This window comes from Janibacter corallicola NBRC 107790 (assembly GCF_001570965.1).
Lineage (GTDB): Bacteria > Actinomycetota > Actinomycetes > Actinomycetales > Dermatophilaceae > Janibacter > Janibacter corallicola.
Map to the genome: position 1 here is coordinate 1 of NZ_BCSR01000031.1, position 21727 is coordinate 21727.

Consider the following 21727-nt stretch of genomic DNA (forward strand, 5'->3'; position numbering starts at 1 on the left):
CCCGCCGATCTACTTCGCCCACCAGCGGCGGGTCTTCGAGAGGGACGGGATGCTCTTCACCGAGAGCGAGTACAACCCGTGCCGCGAGGGGGAGACCGTCACCGAGCGCACCGTGCGCTTCCGCACCGTCGGTGACCTGACCCTGACCGGGTGCCTTGAGTCTGAGGCCGACACCGTGGACAAGATCATTGACGAGGTGGCCGCGTCGCGTGTCACCGAGCGTGGCGCCACCCGTGGGGACGACAAGTTCTCCGAGGCCGCCATGGAGGACCGCAAGAAGCAGGGATACTTCTGATGGAAAACACCGACACGATGGACCTTCTGCGATTTGCCACGGCCGGGTCGGTCGATGACGGCAAGTCCACCCTCATCGGGCGTCTCCTGATGGACAGCAAGAGCATCTTCGAGGACCAGATGTCCTCGGTGGAGAAGACGTCCCAGGAGAAGGGGTATGACTACACCGACCTGGCGCTGCTGACCGACGGTCTTCGCTCGGAGCGCGAGCAGGGCATCACGATCGATGTTGCCTACCGGTACTTCGCCACGCCGAAGCGCAAGTTCATCATCGCCGACACGCCGGGGCACGTGCAGTACACGCGCAACATGGTCACCGGTGCCTCGACTGCTGACCTGGGTCTGGTGCTCGTCGATGCCCGCAACGGTCTGACCGAGCAGTCACGCCGGCATGCGGTGCTGCTGTCCCTGCTGCGGGTGCCGCACCTGGTGCTGGCGGTGAACAAGATGGACCTGGTGGACTACTCCGAGGAGGTCTTCCAGAAGATCTACGACGACTTCACCGCGTTTGCCGGGAAGCTGGAGATCCCGGATCTGCAGGTGATCCCGCTGTCCGCGCTGGAGGGCGACAACGTCGTCAACCGCAGCGAGAACATGCCCTGGTACGAGGGCTCGAGCCTGCTGCACCACCTGGAGAACGTGCACATCGCCTCGGACCGTGACCTGCGGGACGTGCGTTTCCCGGTGCAGTACGTGGTCCGGCCGAAGTCGGACAAGTTCCACGACTACCGCGGTTACGCTGGCAAGGTGGCCGGCGGTGTCATCAAGCCGGGCGACGACGTCGTGGTGCTCCCCAGTGGGATGACCACCACGGTCGCAGGCATCGACCTGGGCCACGAGGAACTGGACGAGGCGTACCCGCCCATGTCGGTCACCCTGCGGCTGGCCGATGACCTGGACGTCAGCCGGGGCGACATGATCGCCCGCGTCAAGAACCAGCCGGAGCCGGTTCAGGACGTGGACGCGATGGTCTGCTGGATGTCGCCGACACCGATGCGTCCGCGTCAGAAGCTGGCCATCAAGCACACGACGCAGACTGCGCGCACGGTGGTCAAGGACATCCAGTACCGGATGGACATCAACAGCCTCCACCGTGACCTGGAGGCCGAGGATCTCAAGCTCAATGAGATCGGCCGTGTGCAGCTGCGCGTCGCCAAGCCTCTGCTGGCCGACTCCTACGAGCAGAACCGCACCACCGGATCGTTCATCCTCATCGACGAAGCCACCGGAGTCACCGTCGGTGCCGGCATGATCAACGGTTAGTCCCGCGTGACGTCATGAGTCGCGTCGTGGGCGACTTGCCTGCCAAGGGGCAGAATTTTGTCGGCATGCGCACTGCGCTTGTCGCCATTGATTGTCTGATGTTGATGCTCTCCTTGGTGATGTATGCCCAAGAGGATGTTTGGGGATACGCGTTCTACGGTGTGCTGTGTACGATCATCGTTCATGTGCCCATAATTCTGAGGATGGTGCCGGCCCTCTCGATATGGGGAGTGCTCGCCTTCGTGGTGACGATTGGGGCGGGCATTCGTGGAGTGGTCATCGCAGTCGGATATCCGGATCGCTCCACAATAACCTCCCTTTTTACTCGGGGGGTGCGTTTCTCCGACCTGGTTCCCGAGGCGATGGTGACCGTCGCGTGCGTACTTCTCCTCACCGCGGGATTCATGATAACGGCGGGAAAGTCCCCAAAGGTTTCACGCAAAGAGGGAGCCAAGACGGGCGGGGCCGGTCTGTTGGCCACTGGTCGAGGAGGGGCGCCATTTCCCCTCCTGATTTGCGGTTACGCCGCGGCTGGCGCAGTGGGAACAGTCCTGTACTCGCGGGCTGTTGGCGGCCTCTCCGCAAGTATCTCGGACCGTAGGACTACGTACACAGGCGGAGCCGATTATGCATCCTATGGACTTGCGCAGTTCTTGGCGGGGGCAGGAACGGTGGGGCTACTGCTGTTCCTGTGTTATCGACTGTCCGCTCGGCGAGCCTGGACGCCGACGACGTGGGTCGTGCTGGGGATTCTTGTCATCAATGCCTTCGCCATCAACTGGGTGACGACCACCCGGGCAGACCTACTCTATGTGTCGTTCAGCGTGTTGCTGGTCGTTCGCATCGTTAAGGGGCGACTGCCCGTTGGGTTGGTCATCGGCCTTGCAGTGGCGGTAATTCTCGGAATCGGTCTCCTTTCGCAAGCGCGGGCCGCTGAGCCCGGGGCTGACTCTGCCAGTGAGGTGTCACTCAGTGTGGGGATCGACAGTGGTCTACTCAATCGGAATGCCTTCGACCTGAGCAAGACTCTCTTGATCTCGGATGCCGTTCCCGAAGCGCTTCCTCTTCAGCACGGCGCCACGATTGCGAACTATGTGTTTGCGCCGATTCCTAGGGCGGTTTGGCCAGACAAGCCGGTTGTTTCACCGGGGCCAATCATTGGTGAAACGCTCTACGGGCTGAGCCAGACGGGGGTCCCCCCGGGCCTCGTAGGCGAGTTGGTATGGAACTTCGGTGCCGTGCCGGCGGTATTCTTGTCTGGTTTGGCTGGACTTGGTCTTGGGCGCCTCAGCCGAATGGCGGACGGGTGGGACCCGCAACGCGTCGTCTTGGTGCTTGCGCACGCACTGGTCCTGTTGCCGTTCGGGAAGGCCATCATGGGGGTGGCGCTTGGCCAGGCGTTCTCCGCGGCAGGACAGGCCTTGCTCCTCCTTCTGCCTCTGATCCTGCTCGATCGTCGTCTGGCGCGATCTGCGGCCAAGAAGGCGCGTGACGAGGAGGTCGTACGACGACGGGCAGGTATGACGGCGCCGCCGACGAGCAGCGCGAATGCGTAGGAGTTCAAGCTGCGCAGGGGCCTACTCCCAGGAACCCCCGGGAATGGAGCCCGAGGGAAGGACAGTCGCCAGGCGTGCTGGGTCGACTCGCGTGGCTAGGCCACGATGGGCCGGACGCACGGCGGCCTGGGGGGTTCTCGACCAGATACTCTCTGCGTCCAGCAATGCTGGGATGACTTTCGTCGCCGCGAACGTGCTCGGCGCGCGAGATTTCGGTGTCTACGCGCTGATGTTCACGGCGATGACGATGCTGATCGGTGCATCACGGGCGCTGACGTCCGAGGCGTACACCGTCCTGATGACCAATGCCGACCTCGCGACACGCTTGTCCCGCCAAGGCCAATGTCTGGGGGCGTCCGTCGCCATCGGTCTTGTCGCGGCCATCATTGGCGGTGGGGTCGGCATTGGCGTCGGGGTCGCTGGCGGGGTCGTGTTTGCGGTGGCCTCGATCGGTGTCCTGGCGCAAGATACGCAACGCTACATTCTGGTCACCGAGGGGCGCGTACGTGCCGCTTTCGCCAACGACTTGGTTTGGGTCACTGCCCAGTTCGGTGTTCTGTTGCCCCTGATCTGGTGGGGGGAGCCAACGATCGGAGGCCTGGCAGCGTGTTGGGGCGTGGGCGCAGCCGTGGCAGTTGGCGTAGGGATCTGGCAGCTCCGCGTGTCGCCCGCGATTCGAGGAGCTCGCAAGTGGTTCGGAGATACGAAAGGGTATTCGGCGTACTACGCCGCTGAATTCATGGCCGTCGCAGGTTCCGGGTACAGCATCGTGTATCTGGTGGCGCTCGTCGTTGGCGTTGAAGGCGCTGGTGCTTATCGTGGAGCACAGGCGATCTTTGGCCCCGTGACGACACTGGTGGGCGGGCTTCGAATGGTTGCCCTTCCGAGTATTGTTCGGATGAGGACCCAGGGTAGATCTCGCGTGGTGAGAGCGTCTGTCGGATTCGCTCTCCTGCTGCTGGCGGCAAGTGTTGTGGTGACGGTAATGATCTGGGGGCTGCGGGGATGGCTGGCGCCGTTGCTGCTCGGCGCGACCGCATCGGCTGCGATTCCTCTGATCATTCCGATGGGGCTCGGCAGGGCCTTCTCATCTGCCTCTGGAGGCCTGGCTGTGGGATTCCGTGCCTTGGGGGCGACGAAGCGCAGCTTGTTCTCGCGGTTGGTTATAGCAGGCCTGACACTGGGTGCTGCTGTTGGAGGCGCCATGCTCGGCCATGCTGAAGGTGCGGCTTGGGGATTCGCGCTTGGGTCCACAGTTGGCACCCTCGTCTGGGCAGGTATGCTCAAGCGCCAAGAGCTCTCCTTGGACGACCGGACAGCGCTTAAATGATCATTTATTCGTTGTCAGGGTGTTGGATACGAGCGTACTCCATGCATGAGAAAGGAAGCGTATGGCTGCCCCCGCCTCACTGATGGGAGAAGTGCGACGTCGGGTCTCGGCCGCGGCAACCCATAAGACACTGTTACGCAGTGGTAGCGACTTGGGGATGTGGTTGGGGTGCGGCTACCCCAAGTCGGGGACCGTTTGGCTGTGTCGACTCATGTCATCCGCCCTGGAAATCCCATACCCACAGAATTACGAGATGCCCATCCGCATGAGCAGCGTGATCCATGGGCACTGGGATTACGACGCTCGATTCCCAAAGACAATTTACGTTCATCGCGACGGACGCGACGTCTTGGTATCTCTGTACTACTACCTCGTTAGTTCTGGCAGGCCGCTCCAGAACCCATTGGGCATGGCGATGCGTAAACTTCGCGGGCACGACGTGCGGAGCATCGCGGAAGCGGGAGACCGCTCGGAACAGATGATGCGCCTGTTCGAGATGGAGACCGAGCGGCCAACAGCGGCGCATGTGTCGTGGGCAGAGCATGTTCGTCAGTGGCGTGGACACAGTAATGTTGCCGTGGTGAGCTACGAGGATCTGCTTGCTCAGCCTGTGCGCACTCTCGGTGAGGCATTCGAGTCCTTGGGGCACCCTGTGGGAGAACGGCTCCTGAGGGCCTCAGTCGAGGTGCACGACTTCTCTGCGCGGACAGGACGGGAGCCCGGTCAAAGCGCGCCGCAGTCTTTTCGGCGGTCAGGCACGTCGGGCGGGTGGCGCGAGCACTTCTCCCCCGAGCTGGCGCGGGCATTTGACGCCTACGCCGGCGACCTCCTTGTGGAACTGGGGTACGAGAAGGACAGGTCGTGGGTCGACAAGATCTCAAGATGAACTCGCCCGATGTCCCTCGCAGGTCCGGATGCGCGGGGACGGGGCCAGGGCGCTTGGCGTGACTGTGCCGTGCTTCAGCCGCAGGGCGTTGTTCGTCGGCGGAACTGTGTTGGCTGCTGCAGCGTGCACGGATGGCGGCGACGCTGACCGCGACATCCGTACCTTTGGCGATGTACTGGCGGACGGTTCGGAGACCCTCTCCCGCTCGGTGGCCGCCGCGGAGCGTGAGGGTTTCGCCATCAAGATATCGGGCGACACTGAGCTTCGCCTGACGCGACCAGTGACAATCCGTGGAGGCGTCTGCCTCAAGGGATCGGGGGCTGTGACTGCGGCTGCGGACATGGCGCGGATGCTCACAATTGAAGGCGCGCGAACGACGATCAACGGGATTGCCGTGCGGGCCGGAGACTCCCGTGTCGGGACAATCGTTGCTGTGGGAACTCGTGCTCGTGGGGTGACCCTGTCCGGTCTGACCGTGGAGGGAGGGGGGACAGGAATTGCCCTTGATGCGGGGACGAGAGATGTTCATGTGCGCAACTCGCGAGTGAACGGTACGTCCAACGGAATCAGTATGCGCGGGGACGTGCGGGGAGTACGGATCGAGGGGTGTGAATTCGAAAACTGGCGTGATCGTGCCGTTTGGGTGGTTGGTCAAGAGCGGAGCGCGCCAGAATCCATCGTTGTTGACGGCTGCCGGATCCAGCCTCCTTCATCTCGGGGCAGGGTTCGGCAGGCAATCCAGGTCAACGGAAATGATGAACGCTTGATCCCGGGAGTGAAAGTGACGAACAATCGAGTCTGGGGCTTGGGTACCTCCTACAACGACCACGTCACGCCAGGATCAGCTGACCTCATCTCTCTGCATCGGTGTCATGAGTTTCTAGTGCAGGGAAACTGGGTCACTGATGGTGGGGACGCGGGTATTACTGTGTCACAACAGAGCCGCGATGGGGTCATTGAAGGGAATGTGTGCCGACGAAACGACAGCGTTGGCATATGCGTGGGTTCACGGTCCAGCGCGAGCGTCAGCGATATCGTCGTGAGAAACAATGTCTGCGAGGGTAATGGCCGAGACCGCTTGGGTGACGGGAAGGCCTGGAATCGGGCGGGAATTCTCGTCGTTGGAGGCGACGGGATAGTGCTCCAGAGGAACAGGCTACGGGATACTGGTCACGGTACCCAAGTGAATGCCATTTCTCTGCGTGGGTCGAAAGTAACGCTGGACGACAACTACATGATCGCACCGAGCGTCACCGTCCTCAAGGACAGCGCATCGGTGCTGACGAAAGACTCATCGTGATCTCGCCGCGTCGCGCCCCAAGAACGCGGCGATGTCCACGCCGATCCATCGAATATCGATTGCATCGCGTCGCAAATATCCCTCAGAATCCAATCTCTCCCGGGTGTTGAAACCCCGGACGCCACTTGCTGCTCGCGCGTCGGCCTCGGTGCACCATTGGACGACTTTGGCAGCGTCTGCGTGTCGTAGTGACCCGAATGGCCACGCGAAGTGCTCGGACTGGCCGAGCCGACGGCGCAGCTCCTCGAGTGATCGCTTGATCTGGTCCTCACCCTCAGCATCGCTGAGGTCTATGAGAGGACGGTGCTGACGACAGTGGCTCCCGACGACGTGGCCCAGGGATCGGACTTCTTCCAGGTCGTCCCAGGTCATGACGCCTTCTTGCTGTGGACGTCCGAAGAATGCGTCGACCTCTGGCTGGTCACTGCCGATGATGTCCGTCGGAACGTAGAAGCACGCCTGGAGTCCCAAGGAGTGCAGTCGTCGGGCCACCTGCAGGTTGCTCCTGAAGCCGTCATCGAAGGTGAGAGCGATCTGTGCCGGGCCACGTCCGATGCCAAGGGTTTCGACCGCATCGAAGTCGGTGAAGCGCTCACGGTGCTTCGCGACATGGGAGACGAGGGAGTCGGCATCCCGGCCCAGGGTGTTGTGGAGAAGGAGGATCGCCAGCCCACCGGTGGTCGCCTGCGCGAGGCCCGCACTGTCGCCCCTCGCGCGATGTGCCGCGGCGCGTCCCATCAGAACGGCGCGTCGCGCTGCTTGACGGGGCATCCGGAGCCGGTTCACGAGGACACCGTAGACACGAAATCCACGAGTTCCTGGGCGCGCCAGCGCCAGGTGGGCGCTGCCTCGCTCCAAGCGCGAGCTCGTGAACGCAGCTCCTCTTTGAGCTGACTGTCGGCAAGTACCTGCACCATCGCGGCGCTGAACGCCTTTCGCTCGAAGGGGTTGACCAACCGCGTCGCGCCATTGGTGGCCTCGGGCATGCTGGAACGGTCCGAGCTGATGGTGGCGGCCCCGGCGTGGAGTCCGTCGTAGAGGGAGAACGATCCGGCGTTCTCACAGGTCGAGGGGAAGACGCAGAGATCCGCCCGGGAGTACAAGGCGGTCAGTTCCTCGGCGTTGGCCGGCCCGATGGTCACTGTGTCCTCCAGGTCGCTCTTTACGACTTGCTCTCGCACTGCCGCCGCGTACACCGGATCCCGGTCGGCCCCCGCTACTCGCACACGAGTGCCTGGTGGCAAATGGGGGAGAGCGTCAGCGAACGCCACGAGGAACTCCAGGATCCCCTTGTACGGGTACAGGTGTGAGCACACGAGGATCAATGGAGGACTGCCCGGATCCGGACGATTCGCCTCGATCGTCAGGGATGGGGTCCCACCGCGGATGACGCGATAGGGCAGCTGGGACGCTCGGGGGTACTGGGCCATGTAGAGGGAGCGTGCATAGTGGGAGCCAAACACCAAAGCATCGGCCCGTCCTACGGACTGCCGGAGTCGAGCCCGTAGGACCAAGTGACGTGCTCGGTTCTTCGGGCTCGTGTGCGGCAGGATATCGAGACCCTTGTCGAGAGGTGCGACGTTCAGGGGCCAGTAGACGCTCATTCCTGTTGTGGGCATGACCCTGGCCCCGAGATTGACCACGACGTCGCACTCGTGGATCTCGGGTGGCAGTTCAGCGCGCCCACTCGGGGGGACGGCCGCCTGTGGGACAGAGCGCCCAAGAACGACCTCCAGCTCCGCGGCAAGATTTCGGGAGAAGGCGGAACCTCCGCTGCTCGTGCGCCCGGGGCTCACCAGCGCCAATGACAGGGTCATGAAGATCCTCCGACCAGGGAATGGTTGATCTTGTCGACGACGGGAGTGGGGGCGGCGGCCCTCCCTTGCCCCTCTGACAGCGTTGGGGGAACTCTTCTCAATGCCTCATCGCTGGGGTCAGCTCCGATGAACTCGAGGACCTGATGGATGACGTCGCGAGGGGACCGGCACAGTTCGCGGTAGTCGACGACCAATGTGTCACCGCAGTCGTGCTCCACCAGTTCTCTTCGGGCCTGCTCCAGAGCCTCCACCTGTTCGATGATTCGGTCGAGAAGGTTCGTGGTGCCTCGCCAACCGGGATCAGTCCCAAAGGTTTCCTCGTCCGGGACATGGATCTCCCGTCGCACCATCCAGAGGCTGGCAGCCACGTCTCGGGGGTCGCGAGCGAGCACAAGAAACTTGCTCCGGTGCAGGTGGCGTCGCATCTCGGGTGCGTGGTGGAGCGCAAGGAAATTCTTGTGCACGGTTGGCGCGTCGAAGGCTTCGCACATGGCATCCAGGGCTGACTGCAGGCGCTCCCAGGACCACCCTTCTCCATCGGGTCGCAGGGTGTTGCCCGAATGCCCGAGGGCGTTGCGCCAAAAGTACCCGAACTCGTGTGGATCCAGCGGTTCACTTGTCCGTCCGGCCACGGACCGCAGGCTGACCGTTGGCTGGCCCAGGGTCAGCTGTCGTTGCAAGCGTGCACCCACGACAGGAACGCGCCAGTACGGTGCCATGACATTGCTGGGATAGCCGACTGATCCTGTTCGGGCCAGCAGTTGAAAGAGGACTGTGGTGCCGGATCGCGGTAGACCAACGATCTGACACGAGTCGTGTCGAGGAGGGTTGGCTGGGATGGCCGGGAAGTGGGGGGCCAACACCTCGTTCAGGCGGTCAAGGAACACTTCGAACGAATCGGACTTCTGCAGGTACTCCATTACGAAGACTCGCGGTAGGCGGGGAAGAACGAGGAATCTGGATACCCGGCGGCAGCAACCAGTGCTTCATAGCGGGAGGAGTTGATGATGGTCCTGCACATGGCCATCGAATGCGTGACGTTGCCAATTGAACGCTTGAACCGAGAGAGACCGTCATCGTCGCTCACCCCTCCGCCAAGGTGCAGCCATCCATGGGAGGGCAGCTGAGTGCGGACGACATGGTCAATCAACAAATTGGTGGCGCCGTACTTCTGCCCGTAGAGGGTCGCCCCTGAGAGGTGGTAGTGGACCCGGGAGCCGGACCGCATGAACATGGCCGCAGCGACGGTCTCGGAGTTGTCGGCCGTGGCTTCGAGGACGGTGAGCCGGTCCGGTCCCAAGCTGGTGAGACGGTGGAAGTAGTCATCGCCCAGATGGAGTCGTGAGGACGCTCCGACTCTGGCCATCGTGTCGGCATAGATTCTCCGGAAAGGGGAGTCGCTCCGGACGGTCGTGTGCGGGTCGACCTCGGACACACGGATCCCGTTCTTGACGGCCTTGCGGACTGCTGTCCGGTGCCGGCCCTGGGCTTGTTCGAAGTAGTCCTCGGGGTCGCCGTCGGCCATTACACCAAACGTGGTGTGCCGAGAGACCGAGTCGGGACGCCACGCGTCCAACATCGCGTCGTTCATGTCCAGCGGATGGCCCCGGAGGAACTCCGCGACGAGGCCGCGATCCAACGACGCCGTCCGGAACTCGCGCCTGAAGGACGCGAGGGCCTCCGGGGAAGGGGCCTGAACCCCTCCGTATCCGTAGGGCGACACGATGTCGTAGCCGTCATCGTCAATCTCGCGTCGAATGTATGGAAAAACAAGTCCATCGCCGGACACGGCGCACTCCCATGTCCCGCCGTCGATCAGTTCCGCGGAAAGCCCGTACGAGGGCGAGTAGTAGACATCGGCGTCCTCGAGAGAGAGCGATTTGGCTGCGCTGGCATCCAAGAACTCCATGTCGATCAACCTTTCTCGTTGTCCCAGGCCGCGTGTGGCCAACGGGAACGCAACTGCTCTCCATCACGGGCGATGAGCGAACGGAACATCTCCTCATGGTCGGGTTGCAGGGACTCCCTACTCAGCCCACCTCCCCTTCTGCCCCCGAGGCTTCGGGCGCCGAGTCGGCGTATTGGGTCAGGCACGAGAGGGCGGACGACCCGTCGGTACAGCCCTGATCGACTCACTAGCCGGCCAGCACTCCTGGCGACGATACGGGAATCTGCCGAGTTGGAGATCACCATCTCCGTGCTGGGGAGCGGGGCGATGCCCAGGAAGTCGGTGATCGACCTCTGCCACCGTTCTGGATCGGTCGCGTAGTCCTCGAGTCGAAGGACCAGGATCCGGTCATCGGTCAGCACTTCCGCCCATCGGGACAGCTGCTCGTAGTAGCGACTGAAGGCTACGTGGGCGGAGTTCGGGTCGGTGAGGCTGGCGGGCAATGATGCGCGATTGCGGCCGAGCTGCTCCCAGTGGCGCCAATGGCTGCTGGCCCGGGTCAGCGGATCACGCAACACGGCGATGACCACCATCTCGGACCCGAGAAGTCGCCGGGCCTGGCTCGGGTCGCTCGTAACCCAAGGGTGCTGCATGTACCCGGTCGAGACCTCACCCGCCACAGCCGTTTGCGCCCGGAGGATCTGACGAGCAGCTGCATGGGCACCGTCCATGCCGTTGAACGCCGTGGTCTCCTTGTCGAGCGCGATCGTCACTTCTGAATGGCTTGCCAGCAACGATTCCACAGTCGTCGTGCCCGACTTCATCGCGCCGATGACCAGGAAGGGACGAGCAGCCATCAACGAATCCCCGCCCATTCGTGGTGGCGGTGCACCGTGGACAGAATGAACTTCACCGTGCGCTCACTCGTGTTGTCGATGAGGTAGTCATCGGGTGTCAGGTGGCTGATGCCTTCACGTGTGTACCCAGAATTCATGGCCAGCTGGACGGCAGCCACGGCATCCGTCGAGTCGAGGCCCGTCATCATGATCCCTCCGGTGTCCAGGGCTTCCGGCCGCTCGATGGAGTCCCGGAGAGTGACTGCAGGGAAGCCGAGGATGGAGGACTCCTCGGCGATGGTGCCGGAGTCGCTGAGGCAGCAGGCCGCCGAGAGCTGCAGCTTGTTGTAGTCGTGGAATCCGAGGGGTTCGCTGAAGGTGATGCCCTCGGGCTCGCTCCACCCCGGCAGCGCCTCGAGCCGCTTGCGGGTTCGCGGGTGAGTGGAGACGAAGACCGGCAGGCCGAACTGAGCGTGCACGGCCATCAGGCAGTCCAGCAGCATCTGGAGACGCGCAGGGGAGTCGACGTTCTCCTCCCGGTGGGCACTGACGAGGAAGTACCCACCTTCGGTGAGTCCCTTCGCCTCGAGGACGGTGGAGGCATCGATCTCTGACCGGTACGCGTCCAGGACCTCACGCATGGGGGAGCCGGTCTTGAGGATCCGGCGCGGATGCAGTCCTTCGGCCAGGAGGTTCCGCCGTGCGTGCTCGGTGTAGACGAGGTTGAAGTCGGCCACATGGTCGACGAGTCGCCGGTTCGTCTCCTCCGGGACGTTGAGGTCGAAGCAGCGGTTGCCGGCCTCCATGTGGTAGACGGGCACCTTCATCCGCCGGGCCATCAGGGCCGCGATGCAGGAGTTCGTGTCCCCGAGCACGAGGAGCGCATCCGGTGCCTCGTCCCGGATGACGCCCTCGACGGCCACGAGCGTTCCGCCGAGGACCGCGCCGAGGGAGCTCGTGTCCACGCCGAGCATGTGATCGGGCTTACGGATGCCCAAGTCGTCGAAGAAAACCTGGTTCAGCTCGTAGTCGTAGTTCTGACCCGTGTGGACCAGGACGTGTTCGATCCCCGCGGTGTCGTCAAGACGGTGCAGCACCCGAGAGAGGCGGATCAGCTCAGGGCGGGTGCCGACGACGGTCATCACCTTCATGCCGACGGCCCTTCAGATCGGACCGGTTCCGGGAAGGTGTCCGGTGCCTCGGGGCGGAAGAGCTCGTGGCTCCAGAACTGCGTGAAAAGGATGTCGTCTCCGGTGTTCGTGATGTTGTGCACCCAACCGACGGGCATGTCGATCGCGACCGGCTGGTCACCGTCGGCCTCGAACGTGAGGACCTCGTCGGTGAACATCCGGCGCAGCTCCATGACAGCTCGGCCGCGGATCACCGCGAAGCGCTCGATCTTCGACAGATGGTAGTGCTCACCGCGGGTGACGCCCGGCACAGTCGTCGAGAACGATGTCTGGCCCTCGCCGCCACGGCAGCGGATCGTCTCGACGAAGGAGCCCCGCGGGTCGGTGTGCGGGACCAGCTGGATCGGGTAGTGCTCGGGGAAGAGCGCGGCCCGGTAGGTGTTGAAGAGGTCGATCCGGAACTTGCTGGACAAATCGGGTATCTGACCGCTGGGCACGTACTCCGCATGGAATTCCTGCAGCAGGTCCCAGACCTCCCGGACCCCGTGCTCCTCGGGCGTGGGGGAGAGGCGGGCCTCGTCGCTCACCAGACCGTCGATGAGGGCCTGGGCCGCGTCCTGCGCGTGCAGCAGGCCGACCCGGTTGTCGTTGATCGACGGGGCCTCACCGGAGACGGTGGCGTGGACGAAGGTGGCGACGAAGGAGTTGTACTTCGGGCGGCCGTGTTCGCCGAAGAGGTTGGGCAGGAGCACGTCGACGAAGCGGCCCCCGGCAGAGGTGGTGGCGGCGCGAAGCGTGTCCGCGGCTGCCTCCTTGCCGCTTCCGTAGGGAGTCCCGTTGCCGGTCTGGACGGAGTTGGCGTACACGACACGAAGGGGGGCTCCGCGTCCGGCGATGGCCGATGCCAGGCCCTCGGCGAGGGCAGCGTTGCCGCTGCGGATGGCCTCGTCGTCGTCGGCCCGGTTGACGCCGGCGATGTGGATCACCGCGTCGGCCTCGGATACTGTTTCGGTCAGATTGGGCCACTCCGGCCGCCCCACGGGGATGACCTCGTGATCGGTCAAGGCGTGCAGCCGCAGCCGGGTGTGCCACCCGAGGAAGCCGGAGGCGCCGGTGAGGATGATCCTCATGCGGCTCCCGCCATGACGGCCCTCATCTCGGGGAGGGCCGCGATGAGTGCCTTGGTCTCTTCGATGGTCATCTGCTCGGTGTTGTCCGAGTTGAAGTCCTCGGCCGTGACGGTCTCGGACTCGCCGGCCTCCACGTACTTGGTGTAGTCGAGCGAACGGGCATCAAGCGGTACGCGGAAGTAGTCACCCTGGTCGGTGGCCTTGATCATCTCCGCGGGGGTCAGCAGGGTCTCGTACATCTTCTCTCCGTGCCGCATGCCGATTCGGTGGACCTCCGGCTCCTCGATCCCCATCAGGGCTGCGACGGCGCGGGCCAGGGTGTCCACGGTGCACGCGGGTGCCTTCTTGACGAAGAGGTCGCCGGGCTCGGCATGGAGGAAGGCATGCTTGACCAGGTCGACGGACTCCCCGAGAGACATGAGGAACCGGGTCATGGTCGGCTCGGTCACCGTGAGCGGCTTGCCCTGGCGGATCTGGCTCACGAAGAGCGGGATGACCGACCCCCGGGAGTACATGACGTTGCCGTACCGGGTGACGGACACCGTCGTGGTGGAGTCGGGGGTGTTGCGGGCGAACGCCTGTGCGGTCTTCTCCATCAGGGCCTTGCTCATGCCCATCGCGTTGACCGGGTAGACGGCCTTGTCGGTGCTCAGGCACACCACCGAGCGGACACCATGCTCGTGCGCGGACTCGATGACGTGCTGGCTGCCGACGACATTGGTCTTGACCGCCTGGTCCGGGAAGAACTCGCAGCTGGGCACCTGCTTGAGTGCCGCGGCATGGAAGACGAAGTCGGTACCGGCCATCGCATTGTCGACGCTATGTCGGTCCCGGATGTCGCCGAGGAAGAACTTCACCCTGCTGTCGGCGAGGGACTGCCGCATCTCGTCCTGCTTGGCCTCGTCCCGGCTGAGTACGTGGATGCGCCCAACGCCCTCGTCGAGCAGGTGGCCCACCATCGTCTTGCCGAAGGACCCGGTGCCGCCAGTGATGGTGACGGTGGCGCCGCCGAACTCGCTCATCTCACTCCGTCCCGGTCAGGATCTCGGTCATGCAGGTGATCACTCGTTCGATCTGCTCGTCGGTGAGTGCCGGGCCGCTGGGCAGCGTGACACCCCGCGCAAAGAGGCCTTCGCACACGGCCCCGCCGAAGACACGTGCCCCCGAGAAGACCGGCTGCAGGTGCATCGGCTTCCAGAGGTGACGGACCTCGATCTGCTCGGCGGACATGGCCTCGACGAGGGCGTTGGCGTCGGGCCCGCGGTCCGCGGTGAGCGTGGTGAGCCAGCAGTTGTCGTCGTGGTCGGTGCGCTCGGGGTCGCTCTTGCCCAGCAGGGTCACCGGCAGGTCGGAAAATGCCGTGGCATAGCGCTGGCGGATCTCCCGGCGGCGCGCGATCATCTCGTCCAGGCGCTCGAGCTGGCCACGGCCGAGGGCAGCGAGGATGTTCGAGAGGCGGTAGTTGTACCCGATCTCGGTGTGCTCGTACCAAGGGACAGGTTCGCGCGACTGGGTGGAGAGCTTGCGCGCGTGGGCGATGAGGTCATCGTCATCGCTGAGCAGCATCCCGCCGCCGGAGGTGGTCATGATCTTGTTGCCGTTGAAGGAGAGAGCTGCCGCCCGCCCGAAGGAGCCCGCTGGCCGGTCGCCGAGCGATGCGCCGAGTGCCTCGGCCGCGTCCTCCAGCAGGGGAACGCCGAGCTCCTCGAGTCCGGGCTCGAGAACGGTGTAGTCCGCGGCCCGACCGAAGAGGTCCACGGGTATCGCGGCGACGACGTGCTCGCCCTCGGCCTGCAACGTTCGCACGGACTCGAGCATCAGGTCCGGGTCGACGTTCCCGTCCTCGGTGCGTGCGTCCACGAAGACCGGGTCCGCACCCGTGTAGACGACGGCGTTCGCCGTGGCTCCGAAGGTCATGCTGGGCACGACCACCTTCGTGCCTGGTCTGGCACCCAGGTGGAGCAGTGCCAGGTGCAGGGCGGCGGTCCCGGAACTCAGGGCGAGCGCGTGGCGGACGCCGACCCGACCCGCGACCTCCTGCTCGAAGGCGTCCACGTGTGGCCCGAGCGGTGCGACCCAGCCGGAGTGCAGGGCCTCGAGGACATACTTCTCCTCGATCGGGCCGACCTGTGCCTGGGACATGAGGATCCGGTCGGTCATGAGGTCTTGGCCAGGGTGGTCGGCGCTGACGCGGACTCCATCCAGTCTGCCGCTGCCTTTGGGGAGGCGTGCAGCACGCTGCCCACCTCGTCGGCGGCGATGTGGGGCACGCCGACGCTGTTGACGAGCGGGTGGTCGGTGCCGTGCTTGTCCTCGGTCGGGGCGAAGAGTTCCTCCGACATCTTCTCGCCGGGGCGTAGCCCGGTGTAGGTGATCTCGATGTCCTGCCTCCCGGAGAGGTCGATCAGGGTCTCGGCGACCTCCTTGATCTTCATCGGCTCACCCATGTCCAGCACCATGACCTCACCATCGCGCCCGATGGCGGCCGCCTGCAAGACGAGCTGGCACGCCTCGGGGATGAGCATGAAGTAGCGCTCGACCTCCGGGTGGGTCACCGTCACCGGTCCGCCCTGGTCGATCTGTGTGGTGAAGGCAGTGATGACCGAGCCGCGGGAGCCGAGGACGTTGCCGAAACGGACGCTGACGTACGTGCCCGCGTCCTTGTCGGCGAAGTCGGCCGTGAGGCGCTCGGTCACCCGCTTGCTGTGGCCCAGCACGCAGGTCGGGTTGGCCGCCTTGTCCGTCGAGACGTTGACGAAGGTGTTCACGCCGACGTGGCGGGCCGCCTGGAGGACGTTGAGGCTTCCCAGCACATTGGTCTTCCAGGCTTCTTCGGGGTACCGCTCGAGCAGGGGGAGGTGCTTGAGCGCGGCCGCGTGGAAGACGATGTCGGGTCGGTGGTGCTCGAAGACCTCGATCATCCGGGCTGCGTCGCGGATGTTGGCCAACACGATGTCGTCGGAGTCGAGCAGGCCCTGGCCCGAGACCGACAACTGGGTGGCGTGCAGGGCGGACTCGTCCCGGTCGAGCATGATCAGCCGATCCGGACCGAACTTGCTCAGCTGACGGCACAGCTCGGACCCGATGGATCCTCCCGCCCCGGTCACCAGAACTGCGCGCCCGGAGAGCGTGTTGGTGATTGCCGTGGCATCCAGCTCGACCGGGCGGCGACCGAGGAAGTCAGCCAGGTCCAGGTCGCGCAGGTCGCTGCCGCCGACGGTGCCGAGGAGCTCGTGGGCGGGAGGAAGGATCTGGGTGCGCATCCCGACGCGGCGGGCCGTATCGCGCAGGGTCCGAACCAGGTCCGGGCCGGCGCTCGGTACGGCGATGGCCAGCGTCGTCGCCTCGGTCTCCTCGGCGACTCTCGCGATGTCCTTGGTCGTGCCGAGCACCTTGACACCGTCGATGCGCATGCGACGCTTGGCGCGGTCATCATCGATCAGGCCGACCGGGGCGACCCGGGAGTGACCTCGGACCAGGGCGCGGACCAACTGACGACCACCGTCGCCAGCGCCGAAGACGAGGACACGGGAGGTGGCCCTCACGGCAGGGTCGATGCGGCTGCGGACGGCGCGCAGTACGAAGCGGGCCCCGAACATCCCGAGCACACCCACGGCCCCGGCAAGGACGGGCAGGGATCGAGGTCCAAGGCTCCACGGACCGAGGACGGAGAGGAGCTGCAGCGGGACCATCCAAGCGACCACGGTCCGGACGAGGTCGGCGATCTCCTCGTAGGAGCCGCGTAGATGGCCGACGGCGTACGGCCCGATGAGGATGCCGATGACCAGGTGCGCGCCGAGGGCGAGTGCGGTCAGCTCGCGCACCCCGGGTGCGAAGACCTGCTCGAAGGTGAAGTCGTAGCGCAGCAGGGCGGCGAAGAAGACCGCGATGGCGAGGACGGCCAGGTCGATGACTGCCCAGTACCACCGGTGGGACGCTCTGCCTTGGAGTGCTGTTGCTGCGCCTGTGCCCACGTCTGACCTCACCGCTTCCTGAGAACCTTCCAACACCCCCCGATCTGCCGGCCCAAGTCTGACACACAAGAGTCCATCTCTCTCTCCGATCCATGTTGACTAGCCCCCGTCACGGATCTGACCGCGCCTATACTTGCCGCGGCGTCGGGGACGGTGCCGACCGTCCGAGTACATGGGCGGGCACACATCGAGGAGAGCGCGTGCCCCTGGAAGACCTGTGGAACCTGACCCGGCGGCACGTCGTGGCGATCGCGGTCTGCGCCCTGGTTGGTGTGCTCCTCGCCTTCGGATGGATGTTGCTCCAGCCCAAGGTCTACACGGCGAGTTCGTCCGGGTACGTCACCGCCGGTGGCGGACAGAGTCTGAGTGAGTCCTTCTCCTCCCAGACGCTTGCCCAGCAGAAGGCGCAGGCCTACGTCACCCTCTTCACCAACCGCAACGTCGCCAAGGCCGTGATCGACGAGCTCGGGTTGGACGCGACGCCCTCCGAGCTGGTCGACCGGATCACGGCCACGGTCCCGCCGGAAGGCGTGACCATCGACGTCACCGCCTCCGCCCCCACCGCGGCAGAGGCCCGTGACATCGCCGATGCCGTCGTCGGCGCCGCCGCCGACGAGGCTCGCACGATGGAGGAGACCGGGCCCACGACGGAGACCACCAACGCGCAGGGGAAGCAGGTCACGGTGGAGCCGCAGGCGCAGGTGGTCATCGCGCCGAGCGAGTCCCCGGTGCTGCCCTCCTCGCCGTCCTCGCCCGACCCCCTTCGCGTCCTGCCCATCGGCCTCGTCCTCGGCCTGCTGCTGGGGTATGCGGTCGCTGCGGTTCGCCACCACAACGACACCCAGGTGCGGCGGGTGGAAGACGTCGAGGCGATCACGTCCTCCGGTGTCATGGGCATCCTCCCGATGAGCCAGGACCTCGGGTCGGAGCGGGGAGACGTCGCACGGACGAAGTCCTTCCACGAGCGGGAGGCGCTGCGCAAGGTGCGCACCAACCTGCGCTTCGTCGACGTCGACCACCAGCCGCGCTCCGTGGTCATCACCAGCGCCAAGCAGGGGGAGGGCAAGTCGACGGTGGCCGCCAACCTGGCCACAGTGCTCGCCGACGCCGGCGAGTCGGTCGTGCTCGTCGACGCCGACCTGCGTCGCTCGGCGGTGGCGCGGGCCTTCGACCTGAGCGACGACGTCGGACTGACCGAGGTGCTCGCCGGCACCGTCGAGCTCGGCGACGCGTTGCAGCCCAGTGACACCTCCGGGCTGCAGATCCTCGCCGCCGGGGCCACCCCGCCGAACCCGTCCGAGCTCCTCGGCTCCAAGCGGATGGAGACGCTCATCGCCCAGCTGAGCACGGAGCACATGATCATCCTCGACGCCCCGCCCGTGCTGCCCGTCACCGACGCGACGCTCCTGACCCGCAGCGCCGACGGGGCCGTCCTCGTCGTCGCCGCCGGCACGACCCACCGTGAGGAGCTGGAGCGCACGGTGTCGTCACTGACCACCGTCGGCGGGAAGCTGCTCGGTGCGATCCTCAACCAGGTCTCCACCAAGCGGATGGACCGGCTGCGGTACGGCGACGTCACCTACGGGTACGCGCAGGACTACTCCTATGAGGCGGACTCCGCCGGTGACACGAAGCGCCGGGACGTGAAGGCGAAGCGGAGGAAGACGAAGGTCTGAGGGTCTTCGAGGGGTCCCTTCGAGGCTTGCTTGCTTTGCAAGCGCGCACCTCAGGGACCGGCCCTTCGCGCACCTCAGGGAGCGGCGTTTCAGGGGGCGGTGGCTCCGACGGGCTCGGTGGTGGACTTCTTCTGCCCCTCGTCCGAGTAGTACCCGTAGTAGCCGCCGTAGCCGCCCGAGACCTTGTGGCCGACCCGGTTCAGGACCAGGCCGAGCAGCCGGCCGTCGACCGCGCCGAGGGCATCGAGGGTCGAGGAGAGCTGCTCCTTCTTCACGATCGTGGTCCCCGCGAGGACGAGCACGCCGTCGACCTTCGTGCTCAAGACCACCGCATCCGTGACCGGCAGGACGGGCGGGGTGTCGATGAGGACGTAGTCGTACTGGGCGGCCAGCTGCCGCAGCACCCTGTCCATGCGCTCCGAGGCGAGCAGCTCGCTCGGGTTCGGTGGGGTGGAGCCTGCGCCGAGGACCTCGAGGCCGTCCGTGCCGTAGGGCTGGACGACGTTGTCCAGGTCCGCGCGCTCGATGAGCACGTCGGTCAGGCCCGCCGCCCCCTCGAGGCCCAGGTACTCCATGAGCCGCGGACGACGCAGGTCCGCCTCGACGAGGCACACCCTCGAGCCGGACGTGGTCAGCGTCAGCGCGAGGTTGGCGATCGTCGTCGACTTGCCCTCGCCCGGGATGGACGAGGTGAGCAGCAGGGTGCGGGGCGGGTGGTCGGCGTCGAGGAACATCAGGTTCGTGCGCAGCGAGCGGAAGGCCTCGGACCGCGGTGAGGAGGGGTCGCTCTCGACGATGAGCGGCTCCTTGCGGGCCCTCGGGTCGTAGTGCACCGCGCCGACGACCGGCTCCTCGGTGATCTCGCGGACGTCCTCGTTGGTCCGCACGGTCGTGTCGAGGACATGCCGCAGCACTGCAAGTCCGAGCCCGACGAGCAGCCCCACAACGAGTCCGAGGGCGAGGTTGCGCAATGGACGTGGGCTCACAGGGGTGGTGTCGGCCTCGGCAGAGTGCACCTGGGAGACCTTGATCGGTGAGGCCTCGTTGGAGTTCGCCGGCCGTTCGATCGTGTCCACGACGTCGGGGAAGGACTTTCCGATGGCGGAGGCGACCTTCTTGGCATGCTGCGGCGAGGTGTCGGTGACTTCGACATCGAGCATGACGGTCTCCGGCGGGTTGGTGACCGTCGTCGAGTCCGCGATCTCCTCGGCGGTGGTCCCGTCGCCGAGCTCCTTGGCCACCGGCCGCAGCGTCCTCGGGGTCGTCAGCAGTTGGGCGTAGGACTTGACCCGCTCCTGGCTGAAGGTGCTGCCCTGCTGGAGCGCGACCGAGTCGTCAGCACCCGAGACCGAGACGAAGAACTGCACCGACGAGGCGTACTGCTTGGTCTGCAGGGCCGTCAGGAGACCGCTCAGGCCGACGACGACGAGCGTCGTCACGGCGATGACGATCCAACGCTTGCGCAGGATCCTCAGGTAGTCGCGAATCTCCACGTGCTCCAGACCTCCGTTGACAGACAAACCCCGGGTGAGTCTGGCACAACCCGCCCGATCCGGCACGATAGCGCCATGACCGTGCGCATCATGACCGTCTGCACCGGCAACATCTGCCGATCGCCCTATGCCCAGCTGCGCCTCCAGCAGGAGCTGGACACGATCCGGCCCGGCACCTTCGAGGTGAGCAGCGCCGGGACCCATGCTCTCGTCGACCAGTCGGTCGACCCGGGCAGCGTGCGCGTGCTGGGGGAGCGGGGCGTGGACTCCGACGGTTTCGCGGCCCGGCAGCTCGACGAGCGGATGCTCACGGACATCGACATCGTGTTGCCGCTGACCACCGCGCACCGCAAGATCGTGCTCAGCCACTCACCGCGCCACCTCAAGCGGAGCTACACCGTCACCGAGCTCGCCCGGCTGCTCGACGCCGCCGACGAGGCGCAGCCGTGGACCGAGCGGCTCGCGGAGGCGGTGACGCCGGAGGAGCGGTGGGCGGCGCTCCCTTCGCACCTGACGCGGCAGCGCGGGATCAGTCGGGTCGCGGAGGGGGAGGACGACATCGCCGACCCGTACCGGCAGGGGCCGGAGGCCTTCGAGGCGATGGCCGCGCAGGTCGATGCGGCGATCGAGCGGATCGTGGCCTTCGAGGAGCGCTTCTAGGGGGCGGTGAGGACCGCGAGGATGCACAGCGTGGCCACGGCGATGGTCCCGGTGACGATCTGGTGGCCGACCCCCTTCGAGCGGGTCGTGGTGACCGGCTGGAGCATCTGGTGGGCGGTGAAGAGGCACAGCAGGATCATCGAGCCGGCCAGGGTCACTCCGACCATGAGCTCGACGGTCTCGCCCGCCACGACCATCCCCGTGAGGACCGCTGCCGAGAGCAGGACCGCCACGGCGCTGAAGACGATCGCGAGGACGTTGTTGATCACGACCCACGTGGGCGACGAGGCCGCAGGCTGGGCGGGACGAGGGTCCAGGAGCAGGGAGAGGGCGATCAGGGGTACGGCGACCACGCCCAACTCGTAGACGCTCACGGACGCTCCTCACCCCCTGGTGGACTGGACGAGGCACATTAGATCATCCGGGCGTGCCCCGGGCCGAGGGTCGACTCACGGAGCGAGAAGGTCGAGGTGATCGCGCGCAAGTTCGCAGGG

The 21727-nt window shown here is 65.4% G+C and carries 19 protein-coding genes and 1 pseudogene; 8 read left to right on the plus strand and 12 right to left on the minus strand.

Annotated features, from left to right (window positions below; all coding sequences use genetic code 11):
- From JCO01S_RS15925 to JCO01S_RS15460, 6 genes and pseudogenes are all read left to right on the plus strand, one after another.
- A pseudogene (locus tag JCO01S_RS15925) lies at positions 1-295 on the plus strand (sulfate adenylyltransferase subunit CysD); the annotation flags it as partial.
- Complete coding sequence (locus tag JCO01S_RS11135; RefSeq protein WP_245634416.1) at positions 295-1557, plus strand: sulfate adenylyltransferase subunit 1; 1263 nt, start codon at positions 295-297, stop codon at positions 1555-1557. The pseudogene JCO01S_RS15925 and the gene JCO01S_RS11135, both read left to right, overlap by 1 nt.
- 14 nt (positions 1558-1571) lie before the next feature.
- Positions 1572-3113, plus strand: coding sequence for a hypothetical protein (locus JCO01S_RS11140; RefSeq protein ID WP_157074582.1), 1542 nt, complete (start codon positions 1572-1574; stop codon positions 3111-3113).
- 172 nt (positions 3114-3285) lie between these two features.
- Positions 3286-4443: an MATE family efflux transporter gene (locus JCO01S_RS11145; protein ID WP_068255372.1), complete on the plus strand. Its 1158-nt coding sequence runs from the start codon at positions 3286-3288 to the stop codon at positions 4441-4443.
- A 265-nt stretch (positions 4444-4708) separates the two neighbouring features.
- Complete coding sequence (locus JCO01S_RS11150; RefSeq protein WP_169796943.1) at positions 4709-5329, plus strand: sulfotransferase domain-containing protein; 621 nt, start codon at positions 4709-4711, stop codon at positions 5327-5329.
- A gap of 58 nt (positions 5330-5387) precedes the next feature.
- On the plus strand, positions 5388-6629 hold the full coding sequence (locus tag JCO01S_RS15460; RefSeq protein ID WP_169796944.1) for a right-handed parallel beta-helix repeat-containing protein: 1242 nt from the start codon (positions 5388-5390) through the stop codon (positions 6627-6629).
- Here JCO01S_RS15460 and JCO01S_RS11155 read toward each other — a convergent pair.
- The 10 genes from JCO01S_RS11155 to JCO01S_RS11200 all read right to left on the minus strand — a co-directional run bounded on the left by JCO01S_RS11155 (position 6621) and on the right by JCO01S_RS11200 (position 17404).
- Positions 6621-7415 carry a polysaccharide deacetylase family protein gene (locus JCO01S_RS11155; protein ID WP_084342849.1) on the minus strand — a complete coding sequence of 265 codons (795 nt, stop codon included), beginning with the start codon at positions 7413-7415 and terminating at the stop codon, positions 6621-6623. The two genes, JCO01S_RS15460 and JCO01S_RS11155, sit on opposite strands and share 9 nt — an antisense overlap.
- Positions 7412-8059: a glycosyltransferase family 4 protein gene (locus JCO01S_RS15930; RefSeq protein WP_169796945.1), complete on the minus strand. Its 648-nt coding sequence runs from the start codon at positions 8057-8059 to the stop codon at positions 7412-7414. The genes JCO01S_RS11155 and JCO01S_RS15930 overlap by 4 nt, the downstream gene beginning before the upstream one ends.
- 383 nt (positions 8060-8442) lie before the next feature.
- Positions 8443-9366 (minus strand): sulfotransferase, encoded by a 924-nt coding sequence (locus JCO01S_RS15470; protein ID WP_084342851.1) that lies wholly within the window; start codon positions 9364-9366, stop codon positions 8443-8445.
- On the minus strand, positions 9366-10355 hold the full coding sequence (locus JCO01S_RS11170; protein ID WP_245634417.1) for a GNAT family N-acetyltransferase: 990 nt from the start codon (positions 10353-10355) through the stop codon (positions 9366-9368). Before JCO01S_RS11170 ends, JCO01S_RS15470 begins: the two co-directional genes overlap by 1 nt.
- Positions 10356-10360: 5 nt before the next feature.
- Positions 10361-11191: a sulfotransferase domain-containing protein gene (locus JCO01S_RS11175; RefSeq protein ID WP_068255399.1), complete on the minus strand. Its 831-nt coding sequence runs from the start codon at positions 11189-11191 to the stop codon at positions 10361-10363.
- On the minus strand, positions 11191-12321 hold the full coding sequence (wecB, locus tag JCO01S_RS11180) for a non-hydrolyzing UDP-N-acetylglucosamine 2-epimerase (protein WP_068255402.1): 1131 nt from the start codon (positions 12319-12321) through the stop codon (positions 11191-11193). The genes JCO01S_RS11175 and wecB overlap by 1 nt, the downstream gene beginning before the upstream one ends.
- Positions 12318-13430 (minus strand): polysaccharide biosynthesis C-terminal domain-containing protein, encoded by a 1113-nt coding sequence (locus JCO01S_RS11185; protein WP_068255405.1) that lies wholly within the window; start codon positions 13428-13430, stop codon positions 12318-12320. The genes wecB and JCO01S_RS11185 overlap by 4 nt, the downstream gene beginning before the upstream one ends.
- Entirely contained in the window at positions 13427-14452 is a 1026-nt protein-coding gene (locus tag JCO01S_RS11190; protein ID WP_068255407.1) for a polysaccharide biosynthesis protein, read from the minus strand. Before JCO01S_RS11190 ends, JCO01S_RS11185 begins: the two co-directional genes overlap by 4 nt.
- A gap of 1 nt (position 14453) precedes the next feature.
- Entirely contained in the window at positions 14454-15590 is a 1137-nt protein-coding gene (locus JCO01S_RS11195) for a DegT/DnrJ/EryC1/StrS family aminotransferase (protein WP_068255409.1), read from the minus strand.
- A complete protein-coding gene (locus JCO01S_RS11200) occupies positions 15587-17404 on the minus strand; it encodes a polysaccharide biosynthesis protein (RefSeq protein WP_068255411.1) in 1818 nt (605 codons plus the stop codon). Before JCO01S_RS11200 ends, JCO01S_RS11195 begins: the two co-directional genes overlap by 4 nt.
- A gap of 200 nt (positions 17405-17604) precedes the next feature.
- Between JCO01S_RS11200 and JCO01S_RS11205 the strand changes: the two genes are divergently transcribed.
- Entirely contained in the window at positions 17605-19080 is a 1476-nt protein-coding gene (locus JCO01S_RS11205) for a tyrosine-protein kinase domain-containing protein (protein WP_068255414.1), read from the plus strand.
- 89 nt (positions 19081-19169) lie between these two features.
- On the opposite strand, the gene JCO01S_RS11210 is transcribed toward JCO01S_RS11205, so the two are convergent.
- The gene (locus JCO01S_RS11210) at positions 19170-20573 is read right to left on the minus strand and encodes a tyrosine-protein kinase domain-containing protein (protein WP_068255417.1); all 1404 of its coding nucleotides are present in this window, start codon (positions 20571-20573) and stop codon (positions 19170-19172) included.
- A 75-nt stretch (positions 20574-20648) separates the two neighbouring features.
- Between JCO01S_RS11210 and JCO01S_RS11215 the strand changes: the two genes are divergently transcribed.
- Entirely contained in the window at positions 20649-21233 is a 585-nt protein-coding gene (locus tag JCO01S_RS11215) for an arsenate reductase/protein-tyrosine-phosphatase family protein (protein ID WP_068255422.1), read from the plus strand.
- On the opposite strand, the gene JCO01S_RS11220 is transcribed toward JCO01S_RS11215, so the two are convergent.
- The gene (locus tag JCO01S_RS11220) at positions 21230-21607 is read right to left on the minus strand and encodes a hypothetical protein (RefSeq protein ID WP_068255424.1); all 378 of its coding nucleotides are present in this window, start codon (positions 21605-21607) and stop codon (positions 21230-21232) included. The genes JCO01S_RS11215 and JCO01S_RS11220 overlap by 4 nt on opposite strands.
- Positions 21608-21727: the final 120 nt, after the last annotated feature.